17 protein-coding genes are annotated in these 18,938 nt (G+C 50.4%); 6 read left to right on the plus strand and 11 right to left on the minus strand.

Annotation, left to right across the window (positions count from 1 at the left end; translation table 11 throughout):
• Nucleotides 1-5: 5 nt before the first annotated feature.
• The 3 genes from TW77_RS00690 to TW77_RS00695 form a co-directional block, all read right to left on the minus strand.
• Complete coding sequence (locus tag TW77_RS00690) at nt 6-989, minus strand: alpha/beta hydrolase (RefSeq protein WP_046003036.1); 984 nt, start codon at nt 987-989, stop codon at nt 6-8.
• A gap of 20 nt (nt 990-1,009) precedes the next feature.
• Nucleotides 1,010-1,204, minus strand: a complete 195-nt coding sequence (locus tag TW77_RS25010) for a hypothetical protein (RefSeq protein ID WP_156158563.1) — start codon at nt 1,202-1,204, stop codon at nt 1,010-1,012.
• 98 nt (nt 1,205-1,302) lie between these two features.
• Nucleotides 1,303-1,848 (minus strand): hypothetical protein, encoded by a 546-nt coding sequence (locus TW77_RS00695; RefSeq protein ID WP_156158564.1) that lies wholly within the window; start codon nt 1,846-1,848, stop codon nt 1,303-1,305.
• Nucleotides 1,849-2,741: 893 nt separating this feature from the next.
• Between TW77_RS00695 and TW77_RS00700 the strand changes: the two genes are divergently transcribed.
• Nucleotides 2,742-3,176 (plus strand): hypothetical protein, encoded by a 435-nt coding sequence (locus TW77_RS00700; RefSeq protein WP_046003038.1) that lies wholly within the window; start codon nt 2,742-2,744, stop codon nt 3,174-3,176.
• Nucleotides 3,177-3,495: 319 nt separating this feature from the next.
• On the opposite strand, the gene TW77_RS00705 is transcribed toward TW77_RS00700, so the two are convergent.
• A complete protein-coding gene (locus TW77_RS00705; protein WP_156158565.1) occupies nt 3,496-4,041 on the minus strand; it encodes a hypothetical protein in 546 nt (181 codons plus the stop codon).
• A 293-nt stretch (nt 4,042-4,334) separates the two neighbouring features.
• On the opposite strand from TW77_RS00705, the gene TW77_RS00710 reads away from it, so the two are divergent.
• Nucleotides 4,335-4,964: a hypothetical protein gene (locus tag TW77_RS00710; protein WP_046003040.1), complete on the plus strand. Its 630-nt coding sequence runs from the start codon at nt 4,335-4,337 to the stop codon at nt 4,962-4,964.
• A 144-nt stretch (nt 4,965-5,108) separates the two neighbouring features.
• Here the strand turns inward: TW77_RS00710 and parC are convergent, their stop codons facing one another.
• The 6 genes from parC to TW77_RS00740 form a co-directional block, all read right to left on the minus strand.
• Nucleotides 5,109-7,415: a DNA topoisomerase IV subunit A gene (gene parC / locus TW77_RS00715; protein ID WP_046003041.1), complete on the minus strand. Its 2,307-nt coding sequence runs from the start codon at nt 7,413-7,415 to the stop codon at nt 5,109-5,111.
• A gap of 80 nt (nt 7,416-7,495) precedes the next feature.
• Nucleotides 7,496-9,385, minus strand: coding sequence for a DNA topoisomerase IV subunit B (gene parE / locus TW77_RS00720; protein WP_046003042.1), 1,890 nt, complete (start codon nt 9,383-9,385; stop codon nt 7,496-7,498).
• Complete coding sequence (locus TW77_RS00725) at nt 9,382-9,978, minus strand: YqiA/YcfP family alpha/beta fold hydrolase (RefSeq protein ID WP_046003043.1); 597 nt, start codon at nt 9,976-9,978, stop codon at nt 9,382-9,384. The genes parE and TW77_RS00725 overlap by 4 nt, the downstream gene beginning before the upstream one ends.
• Complete coding sequence (locus TW77_RS00730; protein ID WP_046003044.1) at nt 9,963-10,736, minus strand: metallophosphoesterase family protein; 774 nt, start codon at nt 10,734-10,736, stop codon at nt 9,963-9,965. The genes TW77_RS00725 and TW77_RS00730 overlap by 16 nt, the downstream gene beginning before the upstream one ends.
• Complete coding sequence (locus TW77_RS00735) at nt 10,723-11,163, minus strand: DUF1249 domain-containing protein (protein ID WP_046003045.1); 441 nt, start codon at nt 11,161-11,163, stop codon at nt 10,723-10,725. The genes TW77_RS00730 and TW77_RS00735 overlap by 14 nt, the downstream gene beginning before the upstream one ends.
• A 24-nt stretch (nt 11,164-11,187) precedes the next feature.
• Nucleotides 11,188-11,817 carry an NUDIX domain-containing protein gene (locus tag TW77_RS00740; protein WP_046003046.1) on the minus strand — a complete coding sequence of 210 codons (630 nt, stop codon included), beginning with the start codon at nt 11,815-11,817 and terminating at the stop codon, nt 11,188-11,190.
• 234 nt (nt 11,818-12,051) lie between these two features.
• Here TW77_RS00740 and tolC point away from each other — a divergent pair, with 234 nt between their 5' ends.
• The 3 genes from tolC to TW77_RS00755 all read left to right on the plus strand — a co-directional run bounded on the left by tolC (nt 12,052) and on the right by TW77_RS00755 (nt 15,135).
• Entirely contained in the window at nt 12,052-13,398 is a 1,347-nt protein-coding gene (tolC, locus tag TW77_RS00745; protein WP_046003047.1) for an outer membrane channel protein TolC, read from the plus strand.
• A gap of 164 nt (nt 13,399-13,562) precedes the next feature.
• Entirely contained in the window at nt 13,563-14,489 is a 927-nt protein-coding gene (gene lpxL, locus TW77_RS00750) for an LpxL/LpxP family Kdo(2)-lipid IV(A) lauroyl/palmitoleoyl acyltransferase (protein WP_046003048.1), read from the plus strand.
• A 37-nt stretch (nt 14,490-14,526) separates the two neighbouring features.
• Entirely contained in the window at nt 14,527-15,135 is a 609-nt protein-coding gene (locus TW77_RS00755; RefSeq protein WP_046003049.1) for a TcpQ domain-containing protein, read from the plus strand.
• Nucleotides 15,136-15,173: 38 nt separating this feature from the next.
• On the opposite strand, the gene glnE is transcribed toward TW77_RS00755, so the two are convergent.
• Nucleotides 15,174-17,969 (minus strand): bifunctional [glutamate--ammonia ligase]-adenylyl-L-tyrosine phosphorylase/[glutamate--ammonia-ligase] adenylyltransferase, encoded by a 2,796-nt coding sequence (gene glnE, locus TW77_RS00760; RefSeq protein WP_046003050.1) that lies wholly within the window; start codon nt 17,967-17,969, stop codon nt 15,174-15,176.
• A gap of 71 nt (nt 17,970-18,040) precedes the next feature.
• Here glnE and TW77_RS00765 point away from each other — a divergent pair, with 71 nt between their 5' ends.
• Nucleotides 18,041-18,934 carry a hypothetical protein gene (locus TW77_RS00765; protein ID WP_046003051.1) on the plus strand — a complete coding sequence of 298 codons (894 nt, stop codon included), beginning with the start codon at nt 18,041-18,043 and terminating at the stop codon, nt 18,932-18,934.
• Nucleotides 18,935-18,938 lie beyond the last annotated feature (4 nt).

Below are 18,938 nucleotides of genomic sequence, written 5' to 3' on the forward strand. Positions count from 1 at the left end.
CGCACTTACTTCAGCCAGTTAACCATGTTTTCCATCAGCTTAGAGGTCGCAGCGATGCCCGCTTCTCCGCCAACATCGCATAAGCCCAGACCGCAGCCATCAAAGTGATGGCCTGCTTGCTCCAGTAAGTGTAATTCACTGCCGTTGCGACAGTGTACCCGCGCATACTGGTTGTCAAAACTGAGCATATCGACCTGCGCAGGACCTGCATCAATATCACCTGCGAGTGCATTACACAGCCTTAATGACTGACTCGGTGAGACGATGGCATCTGCCATGCCGTGGCTGATAAACATCTCGGGTGCGATGCCCGGGTACTGCTCAATGTACTCCAGCAGGCTGTTATTTACGATGAGCGGCTCATTACCTGTCAACGCCTGCCAGTCATCTTTACCCGCCAAAGTCGCCAGCATACGTTTAATGTAACCATGGTTATAACTTCCGTCCTGCACTTCCTGCAACTGATGGGCAAAATCAGCCACCGGGAACATAGGGGCTATTTTTTCAATAAAAAATGGCAACTGCTGTGACAACCACACTGCCATGTGTCCGCCTGCTGATTGCCCGATCAGGCGAATTGATTTATCGCTGTGCGTATACTTGTGGTTGTTGAACAGCACCCAAAAATAAGCATCCCGGATATCTTTTTTACTCTCTTCTATTGTCACCTGATTACATGCAGGCCCGGCTTCTCTGTCTTGTGCCAATCGATAAAAAGGCATGTAGACAACAAAGCCAGCCTCAGTCAGCTGAGCGATTTGCGCTTCCATGACTCGTGCTGTTTTAAGCCGCTCTAACCAGCCACCACCGTGGATCATCATAACGGGGGTAGCGGTATGGTGGTTGATATTTTTATAAACACGCATCTCAAGATGACAAGTCCCCAGCTCGCTCTGAGTCTGTTTGTACGTCGCCCTTTGCATAAGTGGGATCTCAGTGAACGACTGAGTGCGTGTTGTGGCAGGCAGTGTCGCGCCCAGCCCTGGCATCCAGGCATCACTTGCGGCATTTAAATCATCGCTGCTGCCATATTTTTCTGCCTGGTGGTCGAACTCCCGAAGACAATAGCTAATGTCACTTTCATTTTTATACGCAATTGCATGCTGGCATTGGTTGTCGCTGTAATACCAGCCTGGCTGCGCTTCTTGCGCCTGAATTTCAGCACACTGCTCCCCCTGATCCGAGAAGAAAAGACCAGTGCCATCAATAGCTATCGCGCGCTACTGGGATAAATCCAGGTCGCGACCAGGCATTTTACGTGTCGTTAAAAAGTAAGAAGCCTGGTCCCTAAACGTTTTTAAGCTAAGGCCCTATATCCAGGTACTGCAAAAACCGGCAATGCCTGTCCTCGCACACCTCGGCAATCTCCTGCTTGCAGTGCGCACTTATCCCCTGCGGCAAGGCAAAACCACTGTCTCCCATTGTCTCAGCATCAAATACACCATATTCCTCTTGATAGATGATGGGAAAGTATACGGCAATTGTGCTCCCACCCAGATATTTATGCGCCCAGCCTGGCACTGAGATAACCATATTTCCGTTCATACTAAAACGCCCTGACATGGGTGCCGGGCGCTCAAATACTAACTCACCATTTTCGGCAATGCTCGATGACGAAAAGTAATAGTTAACAACATTGAAGTTATATCCAGCGGCAATCAATGGATTATTAGTGTCATAAAAAGGTAGATTATAAGTAGGCTTATCTGCTGCCGAGATATGATATTCCATCGCAGGAAAACACCCCTTTAGCTGGATATCGTAATCAAAAAAGTAGCTGCACCCGGCCAATAAAGTGCTCATAATGGCCAGGCACATCGGTTTTAGCCGTGCCTTTAAGCTCTGCACAATCGCCTTCCTCATCCTGTTTATAACAATCATTTTGAATATACAGCTATTTTTATCAAACACTTAAACGAAGTCTCTCAAAAAAAGAAATAGCAAGCCAAGAAAAAGGCAGTCACTTTTAAATACATGCTCCCCCCCTTCCTTCGGGAAAGGTTACTCAGGTACTGTGAGACAAGCGACCTTCCCCTGCGCCCACTTAAATGACTGGCATCTACACTTGCTTTCATCACGCGAAAATGCGCACTTTACTCTGCGGGAAGTACAGTGATAGTAAAGGGGAGCAGTTAAACTTATTTGGCTCTTCCTTGCTACAGCCATCACTTTATATCCTCAACCCTGTAAGTGAAGCCTAAGCGCAGCTGGCATACCATAGCACGCCACATTTCGAGCCAGTGGCTTGCTTGATTTCCTGCAAGAGCACCCAGATACCTGGATGGGCAAAACCCTATTATTTAGCTGTTAGGTAGATGCCTTACAAAGTTCTTGCCGGACTATACATCAGTATTGCCGAAGCAGAAAAAGCACGGACGAGAAGGCTTGCACCTGCTATTCCGTGAGCCTACTCGGCTTTACACCTACTGGTACATCCATATGTTTCTTCCAAACTCTTTCTTTGGATGGCTTCCTTCATCCGTAAACTTGTACCTAAATCCATATGGCGGGGACAACATTTGTTATATTTATGATAGATTTGTTTTGTTGGCTTTGTTAAGGAATTAATAAAGGGCTTAACGTAAGTGACGCCTGCATGCGTCCTGAGTTTGCACTCTGAAAAATGCAATTAACGTTGAAACAGTTGGTCCATAAAAGCAACTGGATAAGTTTATCCATGATTTAATTGCTTTGTATCGCCGGCACGAAGTGTAGGTTATTAATATGTATTTAGAGGTCTTATGAAGAAATTATTTGGGGCAGTACTTATTATTGGTTTATCTGGTTGTGCTAGCACACACATTCAAAAGGGAGTTGATGCCTCGAAAGAAAGCAGCTTCGCGGTGATACAAACAGAGACAGAAAAAGAACATACGTTCTTAACCGGACTCGACCAACGTGTTGTAATTAAGTCTCTTAATGGAGAAATGTTAGCGCTTCCTGGGAATATTTACCCTGCTCCAGACGTTTTAAAAGTTACAAGCGGTGTCCACAAGATAGAAGTTCAGTATCGCCACCAAAACTCATACGCAGACGGCTGTGTTTGGGTTGATGCTATAGCAGGCAACACTTATCTGATCAGAAGAAAGCTTGTAAACTATGCCGTAACATTCTGGGTTGAAAATACAGATACCAATGAAGTGGTAGGGGGTATTTGCGGGTCTGAGCCTGAATAAACTTCGAAATAAGTTGGTAGTGTCCACTTACCCTTCAATGGCATTGATATCGAGGACATTCACAATTAGAGCTTGAATGGGAATGCTGGTTCAACGTGGAAATATACCTACTTTTTCATTATAGATTTCAAGTGGAGTTTTGCAGTCAAGGCTCCTCCTTGAGTTTAAATTGTGCTCTGTTCACTGTATTTATTTGTGGGTTACAGTTGAGAAATCACTCACCTTTGGCAGGTAACTTCGAATTGGCTATTTATCTGCTCAACAGCTACTTTTACCAACTATGATAAGGCTGAGTAGTCTGGTTCCAGCACTTATTGATTTACGGCTCTAAATCCAGATACTGCAAAAACCGGCAATACCTGCCTTCGCATACATCGGCAATCTCCTGCTTGCAGTGCGCACTTATCCCTTGCGGCAATGCAATGCCACTGTCTCCCATCATATAGGCACTAAAAATGCCTTTTTCCCCTTTATATAGCACGGGAAAGTTTACAGATATTGCGCTCCCACCCAGATACCTCTCACCCCAACCAGGTACAGATATCACTATATCGCCATTCAAGCTATAACGTCCTGACATAGGTGCTGGGCGTTCAAATACTAACTCACCATTTTCTGCGGTGCTTGATGATGGAAAGTAAAAGTTCAACACATCAAAGTCATACCCTGCGGTTGTGAATGAGTTATTGGGATCAGAAAATGACACCCGGTAAATAGGCATATCTGCTTCCGAGATAGAATATTCAAGCGCTGGAAAACACCCCTTTAGCTGGATGTCGTAATTAAAAAAGTAGCTGCATCCAGTCAATAAAGTGCCCATCAATGTCAAACATATTGGTTTTAGTCTCGCCTTTAACTTCTGCATGCGTATTTCCCTTGCTCTGTTTAGATGCCATGATTGAAACATAGCCAGTTTAATCAAAAAATACAATGAGTTGCTTAAAACTCAAAGCATCAATGAAGTTCTATTCCTTGATGCTTTCACATACCCCGGTGACGCTCCTGCAAACTCATAAGTGTTTTTTGGGATGTGTGGTGCGTATATGATGTCGGGACACAAACACCGCAAAATAATTACAACCAATAACAAATAACGCAGACACGTTAACTGGGATATTGATTACTGTATTTTTAAATTAAAAACGCAAAGGAAATATCATGCTAACTAAGCTCGTTACACTCACAGGGTTCTCATTGTTACTTACAGGCTGTATTCAGGACAGTAATGCAAGCAGCAAAGTAAGCCATTCACCGGCAGCAAACACAGTGCAGGCCAAAGCAACGCATGCACAACAGAGCTCCCCCAGGCAGAGTCAACCTGATATCACAATGCGCGAGGCCTCGGCGGAAATACTCTTCAGCAGCGAGTATATCGATCCCTGGCAAAGTGCGCCCAAACACATTAGTGTGTTAAATAATGCCACTGATTTTCAGGAAAAGTTCGATGAATACACCATTGAGCAGCTTGCGGAAATCGACTTTAAAACGCACAGTGTGGTGCTTTTTGATATGGGAACACGTGATAAAAATAGCTGTGGACGCGAATACCAATTCGATGCCGTTAATGCAGAAATATTAACGGCCAGTTATGAGTCAAGCACGGGCACCCCTTTGGCAACTAAAACCACTCGAGTGAACATTGAAACGCGACAGTGTCTGCCCGATCAAGAAGCCTGTGTTGAAGTCTATGAGGCGCACCGCCCCTACTACTTCTTTGTTATTGAACGAGAAGGCGAACTTAGTGTGACAGAATCCGTCTCATTCGCTAACTGTCAACCACCTGAATAGTAATAACACACGACAGTGACGCAGGGCCATCATTCTGCTTCACCGGTTTTCAGCGTCGCTGTGCTTAAGTCTTACCTGAATAGGCGTGAACGTTAATAAGCAAACAAGCAGGCATAGTAAGCATTATGCCTGCTTGCTGGAGCATTAAGACTCGTCTGCTGGCTGCTCGCTGTCGTCAGCTTCAGCGACGTCATTGCCGTTATGCTCAATCTCAAACCCATCAACCCGTTGCAGGCCTCTGGGCAGCTTGTTACCGCGACGACCGCGTTCACCATAGTAGTGTTCAAGGTCACCGGGTTTGAGCGTCAGTTTGCGCTTACCGGCATGTAAGGTCACGGCACAGCCATCCGGGATTGCGGCGAGCACTTTTACAAACTCCTCGCGGGCCTGTACTTTGGCACTCGGGATAGAGATGATCTTGTTACCTTTACCTTTGGCCAGCTTTGGCAGGTCGCGCAATGGGAATATCAGCATCCGGCCTTCATTAGAAATGGCCATACACCGGTCGGTCGCCACATCACCCACTGTGATGGGGGCCATCAGCTCAGCCCCTTTCGGGATGCTGACCAGGGCCTTACCGTTTTTGTTTTTACTGACCAGGTCGTTAAACTCGGCAATAAAACCGTAGCCGCCATCGGTGGCCATCAGGTAAAGCGACTGCTCTTCACCCATCACTACATGTTCAAAGTTGGTGCCCGCGGCCAGGTTAAAGCGCCCGGTCATGGGCTCCCCCTGACTACGCGCCGATGGCAGGCTATGCGCATCGGTGGCAAATGCCCGGCCAGAGCTGTCGAGGAACACCGCCGGCTGATTACTACGGCCTTTGGCCGATGCCTTGTAACTGTCTCCGGCGCGATAATTGAGCCCTTCGGCATCAATGTCGTGGCCTTTGGCAACCCGGGCCCAGCCTTTTTCAGACAGCACCACAGTGACGGATTCCGATGGAATAAGGTCTTTCTCGCTCAGCGCTTTGGCTTCAAGGCGCTCAACAACCGGTGAGCGGCGCTCATCACCGTACAATTCGGCGGCTTCGCGGATTTCTTTTTTCAGCAGCGTCGACATTCTGCGCTCTGAGCCCAGCGTTTGCTCCAACTTGTCGCGCTCGGCGCTCAGTTCATCCTGCTCGCCACGGATCTTCATTTCTTCAAGCTTCGCCAGGTGGCGCAGCTTTAAGTCTAAAATGGCTTCGGCTTGTTTGTCCGACAGTCCAAAGCGGCTCATTAACTCGTCTTTGGGCTTGTCTTCGGTGCGGATGATTTCAATCACTTCGTCGATATTCAAAAAGGCAATCATTAAACCTTCAAGAATATGCAAACGCGCCAGCACCTTATCGAGGCGATACTGCAAGCGACGGCGCACCGTATCGCGACGGAACACCAGCCACTCGGCCAGGATAGTACGAAGGTCTTTGACCTGAGGACGCCCATCCAGGCCAATCATGTTGAGGTTAACCCGGTAGTTCTTTTCCAGATCTGTGGTGGCAAACAAGTGGGCCATCAGTGGCTCAACTTTGACCCGGTTAGAGCGCGGTACCACCACGATGCGGGTTGGGTTTTCGTGATCCGATTCATCACGCAAGTCAGCGACCATAGGCAGCTTTTTGGCCGTCATCTGCGCCGCAATTTGTTCCAGCACCTTAGCACCGGATACCTGATGAGGCAGCGCGGTGATCACCACTTCGCCCTGATCTTCTTCATACACCGCACGCATTTTAATCGAGCCGCGTCCGGTGGTGTAAATCTTCTGGATCTCGGCTTTCGGTGTGATGATCTCGGCTTCAGTTGGATAGTCCGGCGCCTGCACCATCTCCAGCACTTCTTCCAGTGTGGTTTTCGGCTTGTCCAGCAAGGTACAGCAAGCTTCAGCCAGCTCACGCACGTTATGCGGCGGGATGTCTGTGGCCATGCCCACGGCAATCCCGGTCACACCGTTAAGCAGGATGTGCGGCAATCGTGCCGGCAGCACCATAGGCTCATTCATGGTGCCATCAAAGTTGGGGATCCAGTCAACCGTGCCCTGGCCTAATTCTTTGAGTAGTACTTCTGAAAATTTAGACAAGCGCGCTTCGGTATAACGCATCGCAGCGAACGACTTAGGATCGTCAGCCGCACCCCAGTTACCCTGACCATCTATCAGCGGGTAGCGGTAGGAGAATGGCTGGGCCATCAGTACCATGGCTTCGTAACAAGCGCTGTCGCCGTGCGGGTGGTATTTACCCAGCACGTCACCCACAGTACGGGCAGATTTTTTATATTTGGCTGCGGCCGACAGGCCCAGCTCGCTCATGGCATACACAATACGCCGTTGCACTGGCTTCAGGCCGTCGCCAATGTGTGGCAGGGCCCGGTCCATGATCACATACATGGAGTAATTGAGATAGGCGTCTTCTGTGAAGCGGCCCATCGCCAGTTGTTCAATCCCCTGTAAGGACAGGGTTTGCGGATCTGTCATGATACACCTTATTGTTTGTTGTACCGCACACGAGTTATCGCGTTGGCGTAATCATCCGAATTCAGTTGTCGGCAGCAAGCTCACACTTCTGCCTTATCACCATGTTGTTCCAGCCAGGTCTTTCGGTCGCCGGCACGCTTCTTGGCCAGTAGCATGTCCATCACTTCAAGCGTCTCCTCTGGCTCATCCAGGGTCAGTTGCACCAGACGGCGGGTGTTGGGGTCCATGGTGGTTTCGCGCAGCTGCATTGGGTTCATTTCACCCAAACCTTTAAAGCGCTGTACGTTGACTTTGCCGCGCTTTTTCTCAGCTTCAATGCGATCTAAAATGCCGCGTTTTTCGTCTTCATCCAGCGCATAATACACTTCTTTACCCACGTCGATACGGAACAACGGCGGCATGGCCACATACACATGACCACGGCGCACCAGCTCAGGGAAGTGCTTTACAAACAAGGCACACAATAAAGTGGCAATGTGCAGTCCGTCGGAGTCAGCATCGGCAAGAATACAGACTTTACCGTAGCGCAGCGCCGACAGGTCTTCGGAGTCCGGGTCAATGCCCAGCGCCACTGAAATATCGTGGACTTCCTGCGAGGCCAAAATCTGCCCGGAGTCGACCTCCCAGGTATTTAAAATTTTACCCCGCAGCGGCATGATGGCCTGAAACTCACGGTCGCGCGCCTGTTTGGCAGAGCCGCCCGCCGAGTCCCCTTCCACCAAAAACAGCTCAGAACGTTCGGTTTCTGAGCCCGAGCAATCGGTGAGTTTACCGGGTAGCGCTGGGCCACTGGTGACCTTTTTACGCACCACTTTCTTGGCCGCACGCATACGTTTTTGTGCATTGCTAATACACAGCTCTGCCAAGGCTTCGGCGGTGTCGGTGTGTTCATTCAGCCACAGGCTGAAAGCATCTTTGACAATCCCCGAGACAAACGTCGCGCAAGAGCGCGATGACAGTTTTTCTTTGGTCTGACCGGCAAACTGCGGATCCTGCATTTTCACCGATAACACATAGCTACACTTATCCCAGACATCGTCGGGGGTCAGCTTTACGCCACGTGGTAACAGGTTACGGAATTCACAAAACTCGCGCATGGCTTCCAGCAAGCCCTGGCGCAGGCCATTGACGTGCGTGCCGCCTTGCGCAGTTGGGATCAGGTTCACATAACTTTCGGTGATCGACTCGCCACCCTCTGGCAGCCAGTGCAATGCCCAGTCAACGCCTTCGGTGGAGCCACTGAAGCTGCCCACGAACGGGCTTTGCGGCAAGGTCTCAAAACCTTTAGAGCTGTCTTTTAAGTAATCTTCCAGGCCCGACTCGTAGCACCACTCCTGCGTTTCTTTAGTTTGTTTATTGATGAAACGAATGCGCAGGCCCGGGCACAATACGGCCTTGGCTTTGAGCAGGTAGTTAAGCTTGCTAAGCGAGAAGTTGGCGGAATCAAAATAGCTGGGATCGGGCCAAAACTGCACTGAGGTACCGGTATTGCGTTTACCAACCGTGCCCGTGACTTCTAAGTCTTCGACCTTGTCGCCATGCTCGAATGCCATCTGATAGACCTGGGCATCGCGCTTAACCGTGATTTCAACCCGGGTTGATAAGGCATTCACTACCGAGATACCGACCCCGTGCAGACCACCGGAAAACTGATAGTTTTTATTGGAGAATTTACCACCCGCGTGCAGCTTGGTCAGGATCAGCTCAACCCCTGGGATCCCTTCTTCAGGGTGAATATCCACCGGCATGCCGCGTCCGTCGTCAATCACCTGTAGCGAATTGTCTTCATGCAGGATCACATCGATCTTGCTGGCATGGCCGGCCAGGGCTTCGTCGACACTGTTGTCTATGACTTCCTGACCCAGGTGGTTTGGCCGCGTGGTGTCGGTATACATGCCAGGGCGGCGTTTCACCGGCTCCAGGCCATTCAACACCTCAATGGCTTCGGCATTATAATTCTGCTGACTCATAATTGGATCTGATTTTCTTCGTTTGTGTTGGTGATTTCAAGAAACCTGACTAGGGTGTCAAAGTAACGCTCAAAACCCATAAAACTATGATCCCCGCCAAACTCAATATGGCCGGGGCTGGCGCTGAAGTAGTTCACTGCCTGTTGATAGGGTAACACTTCATCGCCGCTTTGTTGTAGCAATAATATATTTTCTGGTGCGTGCAGCGACTCAACGTAGAGCTGACGCAAAGTGTTTACATGCTGGTGTGTCAGCGTGTAATGCTGTTGCTGATAGGGATTATACTGAGGTCCGAGATAATCATGCAACAATTCAAACGGGCGCACTGCCGGGTTCACCACCACAGCGCGCAAACCATGTTGTTGCGACAAGTAAGTGGCGTAGTAGCCACCCAAAGAGCTGCCAACCAGCGCAGTGTCTGCATCCAGCAGGTGTTCAAGCTGTATAATGGCAATGGCCGGATCGTAATGTAAACGAGGCGTAAGGTAAGTACATTCAAACGAATGTTGCGCAAGCCATTGGCCTAATTGTTGCGCCTTAAAGGATTGCTCTGAGCTGTTAAAGCCATGAATATAGATTAATTTGCGAGCCATTTTACCTCAGTGTGCAAGCCTTTTGCGCTCCAGTGAATAAGCCGATAGGCAGGCCCTAAATTATGCTGCTGCCAGTCTGCGGTGTGTTTAGCAAACTGGATAGACGTCGCCGGTGTGGCATACACAGGCAGAGTACGAAACGACTGCGCATAGGCATGGTGCACATGGCCATGAATGAGTGCCTCAACACGCTGACTGTCGACCAGTGTATTGAGCAGCTGAGGGCCGTTTTCCAGCATATGTTTATCGAGGTAGCCGTCAATCGGGAGCGGATGATGATGACAAAACGCCAGTACCGGTCTTGATGCTGCGCAGAGCACAGCCTCAAGCTCAGCCAGATGCGCAGCCTCGCACCAGCCCGCGGGCGTAGGGCCTTTGCTGTTAAGCAGTAATATGTCGCCCTGCTCGCACCGTAAATGCTTAGCGGCACTGATCTGTCCCTCGCTGATCTGCGCCAGCAAGGTCAGGTCATCGTGATTACCCGGCACCCAAAACAGTGGGCAGTCGAGCGCCGATTGCGCCACCAGCTCGGCAAACAGCGCATAAGACTCAGCACTGTGGTCCTGAGTTAAGTCGCCACCAAACACCACACCATCAAGCCCTTCCCCGGCGAGTGCATCGAGCACGCTGACAAAGTGTGCGGCGGTATTGACCTCAAAATAACAGCCCTCACGGCTGCCAAACAGGTGGCTGTCTGTGATGTGCGCCAGGCGTAACTGTGCAGCGCTAAACTGATGTGATTGCTTAAACCAGGCCATTATTGACGTCCCAGTTGAGTGGCACCCGGCCGCTTTCCAGGCAAGCCATTAACCAGTCGGCCAAAAAGGCGTTGAGCTGATATTTTTCGTCTTTGTGGTGCATATCCGGATTTGGATAGCGATAAGACGGTTTGATGCGCTGATGAAAATCGTGGTGGATCACTTCTGCCACTTTGGCATCGTGATACAAGCGTACAGACAAAGCAAAATCATCCAGATGGGCACTGATCTGTTGCTTTTGGACCACGGCAATATCTGTGGTGTAGCGGGCAATACCATCAATGCGGATCTGGTAACTGGCCGCGCCAAGGTGCAGCTCACGACTGTTACCCAATGATTCCTCAGGTAGCAGTTTTAGCGCTCGCAAATAATTGCGCTCGCACAGGGTGATATATTTGGGTAATGACTGGATGTACTCTTTTTGCATAACCGGGTGTAAAACAACCTCACTTTAAATCGGCTGAGCGTGCCACTGCGCCAGCATTTTGGCTTTGTGTAACGCCAACCATTGTAGACTAATCACCGTCGCAGCGTTATCAATTTCCTCATTTTCGAGCCGCGCCAAGGCATCGCGAAACGGCATTACATGTACTTTAATGTCTTCGCCTTCTTCGGGCAAACCATAGATCCCTCCCGCCTGGCTCAGATCGGCTTTAGCAAGGTAAAGGTATAAACGCTCCGTTGAGCCGCCCGGGCTGGATAAATACGACGTCATGTAATGCAACTCATCCAGTGCCAGACCGGCCTCTTCCATCGCTTCTTTGCGCACCACCCCTTCGTAATCCTCGCTACCCTCAGCCATACCTGCAATGCACTCCAGCAACCAGGGCGAATCTTTGGTTGCCAGCGCCCCGATACGGATCTGCTCAATCAGTAAAACCTGATCGGTGGCAGGGTCGTAAGGCAATACAGCCACAGCATGGCCGCGCTCTAAAATCTCACGCTGGATAGTCTGCGACTGACCACCGGCAAACAGCGCATGTTTAAAGCGATACAAGTCAATCTTAAAGAATTTGTTATAGCAGCGTTCAGGCTCATCTAACACCACGTCCTGATGATTAAATTGTGCAACCGGTTTCATAGTTCATCTCATTTTTTTCGCGATCGGGGTTTAATTTTTAACCCTAAACCCCCATCATAAGTGTTCTCGAATTTTATCTTATTTTACTGCTCGTTACCTGCCTCAAGCGTCAGGTGGCACAGTTTTATATTCTGTTACACTTGTTCTGATTGATTTACCCCTTTCCTTATATGGGAATTGACGAAAACAAGGTAACATGCCGACAATAAAAATTGTCTAAGGACTGAGCAAAAAATGAAAAAAAGCATTCTATCTCTGTTTATCGGTGTTGCCTGCGCCCTGTCCAGCACAGCCTCACAGGCAGAAGATCTGTTGCAAGTGTACGAAATTGCCACCGCAAACGACCCAACGGTATTAAAAGCTAAGGCCCAGGCTGACGCACAAAAGTATGCCCAGGATTCTGCATTAGGCGATCTATTGCCTTCATTGGGTTTTTCAATGAGCTACACCGATAACGACGGTGAGTCTACATTACCCGGTCAGAACGATGCATCAGGCTACACTGTTGTTGATACCTGGAGCGATTCACTGTCTCGCAGTATCACACTGAACCAGACTATTTTTAGCATGGCGACCTGGCAAAACCTGACCATCGCCGAGAAACAAGCGATGCAGGCGCTGACCAGCTATGAGCAGCAGCAGCAAGACCTGATTGTTCGTGTTGCACAAGGCTACTTTGATGTACTAAGTGCCCTGGACAACCTGGAGTTTGTGCAGGCAGAAAAACGCGCTATCGAGCGTCAGCTGGAGCAAACCAAGCAGCGCTACGAAGTGGGCCTGACCGCCATCACAGACGTACACGAAGCTCAGGCGCAGTTTGACCAATCTGTGGCCAACGAAATTGTGGCACAGAACAACGTTGAGACGGCCCGTGAAACCCTGCGTACCATCACAGGTAAGTACCATGCCAAACTGGATAAGCTCAACACCGACAGCTTCTCAACCGTGAAGCCGAGCAGACAGTCCAACGACTTTATCACCTTAGCGAAAGAGAAAAACCTGTCGCTACAGGTCGCTAAATCTGCGCTGGACATTGCACAAGACCAGATTGACCTGGCACAGGCAGGGCACTATCCAACGCTGAGTTTACAAGCGTCGTATTCTGATTCTTTGGGTAACACTGAAGGCGCAGAATTGTCGCCTCGTACCGATGGCACCAGCATCGGCCTGTCACTCAATGTGCCTATCTATTCAGGTGGTAAAACGGTTGCAGCAACCGACCAAGCACGCGCTCTTTATGTTGCCGCCAGCGAAGACTTAGAAGCGTCTATGCGTAACGTTACCCGCTCGGTGATCACCTCTTATAACCAGGTGATGTCTGACGTGGCAACTTACCGCGCACTGGAGCAAGCGGTTGTTTCAGCAGAAAGCGCCCTACAGGCAACAGAAGCAGGCTTTGAAGTGGGTACTCGTACCATTGTTGACGTACTAATAAGCACCCAAAACCTCTACAGTGCTAAGCGTAACCTGGCTGACCTGCGTTATCAGTATGTGTTATCAACACTGAAGCTGAAACAAGCAGCGGGTACACTAAGCCGCAGCGACCTGGAGGCCATCAACAAAGGCCTGGTCGCAGGTTAACCCCAATTTCGCTCGAACAAAAAACCGGTGCAAACCGGTTTTTTTCTGCCTGTAATTTACCCCGGCAGATAGGTCGCACCAGGTCTGCACTCATCATCGCTCTCTTGAGCTGCTCAGCCGATATCGCTAAACTAACCCTTTGAAGTTTGAACGAGAGCGCACCTTTGGTTAACAACCCCACCTTTAAGCTGGCATTTTTAGCCCCAAAATTCTGGCCAACCTGGCTGAGTGTATTTTTTCTGTATGCCCTGTCCTGGCTGCCACAAGGTATTCAGCTGTGGCTGGGGAAAATGCTCGGCCGCCTGGTGCACCGCCTGTTAAAAAAGCGCCGCCACATTGCTGAGGTCAATTTACGCTTGTGTTTTCCCGACATGGACGCACAGCAACGTGCCGATATGGTGTTAAAAAACATGGAAAATACCGGCATCGCTACCTTCGAAACCTCTATGGCCTGGTGGTGGCCTCAGTGGCGCCTGAACCGGGTTGTCGGCTCAGTTAAAGGGATAGAGCACATTGAACAGGCGCAGGCCAATGGCAAAGGCGTACTTTTACTGGTGCCCCACATGCTGCACCTGGAAATGCTAAGTCGCGTACTGGGTACTGAACAAATGGGGATCGGGTTTTATCGCCCGCATAACAACCCGCTGATGGAATATTTTATGACCAAAGGCCGGTTGCGCTCCAATGAGTATCTGATTGGCAAACGCGATGTCAAAGGCTTGTTACAGGCATTGAAGAACAAAAAACTCTGCTATTACCTGCCCGATCAGGACTATGGCCGCAACCGCTGCGAATTTGTGCCTTTCTTTGCGGTGCCCGACGCTGCCTCTACAACCGGTACGCTGCTCTTTGCAGGAAGCAAAAATTGTGAGACATTAAGCTTACATGGCGTCCGGGATGCCCGTGGTAAATACCATATTGAGATCCAACCGGCGCTGGCAGACTTCCCGAGTGACGATCCGCGTAGCGATGTCACCCGGGTCAATCAGCGTATGGAGCAAGCCATTGAGCAGGCCCCGGAACAGTATATGTGGTTGCACCGGCGCTTTAAAACACGTCCGGATGAGCACGCGCCATCGTATTACAAGTAGAATTAGCAATCGTTAGTATAAAGTGTGTCGTGACAGTATGGCTAAAAAACGTTCAAAACGCTTATCAAACCTGTGGTTCTGGGCCAAGCACTTATCTTTAGGTGTGTTGTTGGTGTGGGCCGCATATTACTTTTTGTATGGCAACATTCCGTCGATGGAGTTTCGTGATACCACCAATGCCGCCGCTCGCGGGTTTACCCAATTTTACGAAGGGTTTAAACGTAATTATACAGAGCGTAACACCGAGCGAGAAAAATACGTCCTGGATCTGGGCAAGCCCACTTACCCCCTGGACGATGCCATCGCACAACGCGGCCTGGTGGTCAAACCCGCACCGCAGCGCTGGACCGGAGAGATCCAACCTCGGCGCTTTGACAGCGGCGAGACCCTGCGTGGTGTACTGACTAACTATGCCAAGCAAGAAGACGTCGAGCTGTTCTGGTATCTGGACAAAGATTATGTGGTGAAACACAACTTCCGTGTCGACACTAACTTTGTATCTACCTTGTATCAGGTTGGCACCGCCATTAATGATGACTTTGAATTCGAGGTCTACACCTTCTTTTGTCATCGCCAGCGCGCTGCAGTCATCACCCAAAAACCTTCGCGTTTTGTCCGTGAAAACTGTCGACGCCTGACCAAGTAATAGCGTCAGCCGGAGCAAGTCACCTTGCTCCGATACTGTTAACCCAGTAAATTTTGCCAGGCGACTTTCACTGAATTCACCAGTTCTGCCACCTCATGCATTGCCACACAGCGCCCGCCTGCATTAAGACTGTGCAAATGATAACGGTCGCGGAACTCGCAATATGCCTCGGTCAGCGCCGCCTGAGTGGCGTTGTCTATCACACCGGCGTGATGGGCCATTTCGAAGATCCGAATATTGTCGGGAAAGCGCACCAGTTCTGGGTGAGCCAGGGCATAGTTAAGCACCAGATACTGGGCAATAAACTCAATATCTGTCATCCCGCCCACGCCCTGTTTTAAATCAAACTCCACCTCGTTGCTCTGATCCAGGTGCCCGCGCATCTTCTGGCGCATTGCCACAATGTCTTTACACAGCTCAGTGCTGTCACGGCGCAGGCTGAGTATCTCGTGGCGAATATCATTAAAGCGCGCTACCAGGTCAGGTTCTCCCAGTACCATGCGCGAGCGCACCAATGCCTGATGCTCCCAGGTCCAGGCCTGCTGCTGCTGATATTGGTAAAAACTTTCGATATTAATGGCCAGCAGCCCAGAATTGCCTTCCGGTCGCAATCGGGTATCCAGCTCGTACAAAATGCCGGAGTTGGTACGGGTGTTAAACAGATGCATCAGCCGTTGTGCCAGCTTCAGGTAAAACTGGCGGGATGAAATCGACTTCTCCCCGGTGGTAACACTGTTACCATCGCGGTTGTGAACAAATACCAAATCAAGATCTGAGTTATAGCCTAGCTCCAGCCCACCCGCTTTACCATACGCCACCACGGCAAAGCCTTTATGCTCGGCATCGGCCCCCTCAGGTGCCCCGTAGCGGCTCACCATTTGCTGCCAGGCAATGTCGACGGCTTTAGCAATAATGGCTTCGGCCAGTGCGGTCAGGTGGTCGCTTACTTTCATAATATCCAGCACGCCGGTGGCATCCGCTGCGGCAATGCGCAGTGCCTGCGTTTGCTTAAACTGGCGTAGCGCTTCCATCTGTAGCTCCAGGTCTTCGCTGTCGATACGCAAGAAATACTGTTGTACTTCGCTGTAATAGGCACTCAGTGGCAGTGGCCGATACAGCACCGCAGGGTCGATCAGCTCATCCAGCAAGATAGGGTAACGGGCCACCTGCTCTGCAATCCAGACACTGTGCGCACACAACTTGATCAGTTGTTGCAGCGCTCCCCGATTTTCAAATAATAATTCGAGATAAGCGGTGCGCGAGGCAATTTTCAGGATCACTTTTAGCACCCGCTCGAGAATTTCAGCGCCCGGTGCACGGGTAATTTCACTCAGCAAAGCTGGCATCAGTTTGTCCAGTACATCTCTGCCGCGCGTGCCCATCTGGGTTTTACTCAACCCCAGATGGAACGCATCAAGAGACTGCTGCCAGGCAGCACTGACGGCCTCTGGCAGCGGAGATTCCAGATAACTGATATCACGCTGCTCCCAGGCAGAGACGTATTCTGGTGCCAGCGCCTCGCCCAGCTCGGGCTCTTCACCTATCACCTGAGTAAATTCAGCCCGTACAGCCTTTTGCGCCTGCTCTAACAAAGCCAGCACTTCACTGTAGTTGGCGCATTCCAGCAACACGCTCAGGCGTTGCTGCCCCAGCTCATCCTCTGGCAGGGTTTGCGTCTGACAGTCGTCAAACGCCTGTAAATACTGCTCGGTTCGGCGCAGTAACAGGTATTGCATAGACAACACCTCGCCGACTTCTGCGGGGATCAAAGACAAGTTTTGCAACTGTGCTAAAGCCGACAGTAACGACGGTGTTTGCAATTCCGGCTCGCGGCCGCCGCGGATCATCTGCAATGCCTGGACAATAAATTCGACTTCGCGGATCCCGCCGGCGCCCAGCTTGATGTTATTGGTCAGCCCTTTGCGCCTGACTTCCTGCGCGATCATATGTTTCATTTTCCGCAGCGATTCAATCACAGAAAAATCGATATAACGGCGAAACACAAAGGGGCGGATCAAGGTTTTAAACTCATCCCAGTAGCGATTTTCCTCTCCAAGCAGACGCGCCTTCAGCATGGCATAACGCTCCCACTCCCGGCCCTGATCCTGATAATAATCTTCCATCGCGGCAAAACTCATCACCAGCGGGCCGCTGTCGCCAAAGGGGCGCAGGCGCATATCAACACGAAACACCTGACCATCGGCAGTACACTGGTCGAGCGCAGCAATGAGCTTTTGTGCCACCTTAGTGTAAAACACCTGCGCTTCTATGCTGCGCCGCCCGCCTTCGGTGGGTTTGGCAAACGGATAGGTAAAGATAAGGTCGATGTCCGAGGAAAAGTTCAGCTCGCCGCCGCCCAGCTTACCCATGCCCAACACCAGCATAGGCACTGGCGTCTGATGTTCATCACAGACCTGACCATTACTTTTGGCCACACAGGCGTGTGCCCAGCGATTGGCCCAGTCAATCAGCACTTCACTGAGACGCGACTGATAAGCGATGCTGTCGGCAATCGGATTGCCCTCGACCAAGTCAAGCCACATTAGCTTGAGCCAGTAACGCTGACGATACTCACGCAGCTGCCTGAAGCAACTCGCTTCATCCAGCTCCGAGAGCGGCTGTGTCAGCGGTGCCGGACAAGTTCTTTGTTGCATCTGTTCGCTGTCCAGCAGCCAATCAATCCAGTGTGGATGACGCTGCAAAATACGATACGCAAAATCACTCAATCCCAGCAGTCTGAGTACGGCCGGATTAGTTGTGTGTTGGGCAAACAGTGCCTGACAGCGTTGCTCTGCCAGCTGCCCGAGTGCCTGGGGCAAGCCACCGAAATCCATAGAAAAATCTCCAGTGCAATTGCAAAAAGCGGTGTTATAGTAAACGTAATTGCCATCACCTTACACTTAGCATGAGTTATTTGTCTTTAGCCAATATCAACTTTTTCGCCATCTTAGTGAGTTTTGTTGTGATCTGCGTGTTCACCATCGCTCTGCGTTTATACGTTCAGTTCAGCGCCCGACAAATGTTGCAGGATGAACTGGCCAAGCGGGATAACTTTGCACTGGGGATCAGCTACGCCACACATCTGGCCGTGGTTGTGATCTGCTGTGCGTATGTGTTAAATGACACCGGCATGATGGTGTTACAGGCCGAGTCGCTGCGCAGCGGCATTATTCTGCTGCTGATCCTGGTGTATATCTATTTTGGTCAGCATATTCATCGTAAATGGATCCTCTCTCAGTTCAACGAGGAGCAAGCGATTTTGAAGCAAAATGTCTGCGCCGCCGTGGTTGACTCGGGCATGCTGATCGGCAACACCATTTTGGTACTGGGGCTGTATCACTGGATCCACCCGCAGGGCTTTGGCAACTTACTGGTTGTGACACTCAGCTTTTTGGTGGTGCAGTTAATGTGCGCACTGGACAGTAAAATTCGTGAATGGCGCTTTGCCCGTTACAACCAGGGCGCGTCGTTACAGCAGAACTTTAATCTGGCCAACACCTCCATCGGGATCCGCTATGCCGGTAAAAGTATTGGCCTGGCACTGGCCATTTATGCGGGCCTGCACAGTGCGCCCTATCATGGTGCCAAGGTCGTCGAAAACCTCTTTGTGATTGTGATGCACTGCGGCGTGATGTGGCTGCTGCTGTACGGGATCAGCCATTTACTACTCCAGCTGGCGTTGCCCAGAGTGGACATTGGACTGGAAGTTGACCATCAGGATAATATCGGTATTGCCTGTCTGGAGTTTGCTGTTTTCTGCGCAATAGGCTATTTACTTATTAACATGTTCTCAATGTAACCAG

It is taken from the genome of Pseudoalteromonas rubra (assembly GCF_000967655.1).
GTDB lineage: Bacteria > Pseudomonadota > Gammaproteobacteria > Enterobacterales > Alteromonadaceae > Pseudoalteromonas > Pseudoalteromonas rubra_A.

What these genes read in the sequence shown, in the direction of transcription:
- TW77_RS00740 (WP_046003046.1), bottom strand. Translation starts at nt 11,817, where the DNA reads ATGAAACCGGTTGCACAATTTAATCATCAGGACGTGGTGTTAGATGAG.
- TW77_RS00765 (WP_046003051.1), top strand. Translation starts at nt 18,041, where the DNA reads ATGAGTTATTTGTCTTTAGCCAATATCAACTTTTTCGCCATCTTAGTG.
- TW77_RS00735 (WP_046003045.1), bottom strand. Translation starts at nt 11,163, where the DNA reads ATGCAAAAAGAGTACATCCAGTCATTACCCAAATATATCACCCTGTGC.
- TW77_RS00710 (WP_046003040.1), top strand. Translation starts at nt 4,335, where the DNA reads ATGCTAACTAAGCTCGTTACACTCACAGGGTTCTCATTGTTACTTACA.
- TW77_RS00700 (WP_046003038.1), top strand. Translation starts at nt 2,742, where the DNA reads ATGAAGAAATTATTTGGGGCAGTACTTATTATTGGTTTATCTGGTTGT.
- glnE (WP_046003050.1), bottom strand. Translation starts at nt 17,969, where the DNA reads ATGGATTTCGGTGGCTTGCCCCAGGCACTCGGGCAGCTGGCAGAGCAA.
- parE (WP_046003042.1), bottom strand. Translation starts at nt 9,385, where the DNA reads ATGAGTCAGCAGAATTATAATGCCGAAGCCATTGAGGTGTTGAATGGC.
- TW77_RS25010 (WP_156158563.1), bottom strand. Translation starts at nt 1,204, where the DNA reads ATGGCACTGGTCTTTTCTTCTCGGATCAGGGGGAGCAGTGTGCTGAAA.
- TW77_RS00690 (WP_046003036.1), bottom strand. Translation starts at nt 989, where the DNA reads ATGCCAGGGCTGGGCGCGACACTGCCTGCCACAACACGCACTCAGTCG.
- TW77_RS00755 (WP_046003049.1), top strand. Translation starts at nt 14,527, where the DNA reads ATGGCTAAAAAACGTTCAAAACGCTTATCAAACCTGTGGTTCTGGGCC.
- TW77_RS00725 (WP_046003043.1), bottom strand. Translation starts at nt 9,978, where the DNA reads ATGGCTCGCAAATTAATCTATATTCATGGCTTTAACAGCTCAGAGCAA.
- TW77_RS00730 (WP_046003044.1), bottom strand. Translation starts at nt 10,736, where the DNA reads ATGGCCTGGTTTAAGCAATCACATCAGTTTAGCGCTGCACAGTTACGC.
- tolC (WP_046003047.1), top strand. Translation starts at nt 12,052, where the DNA reads ATGAAAAAAAGCATTCTATCTCTGTTTATCGGTGTTGCCTGCGCCCTG.
- parC (WP_046003041.1), bottom strand. Translation starts at nt 7,415, where the DNA reads ATGACAGATCCGCAAACCCTGTCCTTACAGGGGATTGAACAACTGGCG.
- TW77_RS00705 (WP_156158565.1), bottom strand. Translation starts at nt 4,041, where the DNA reads ATGCAGAAGTTAAAGGCGAGACTAAAACCAATATGTTTGACATTGATG.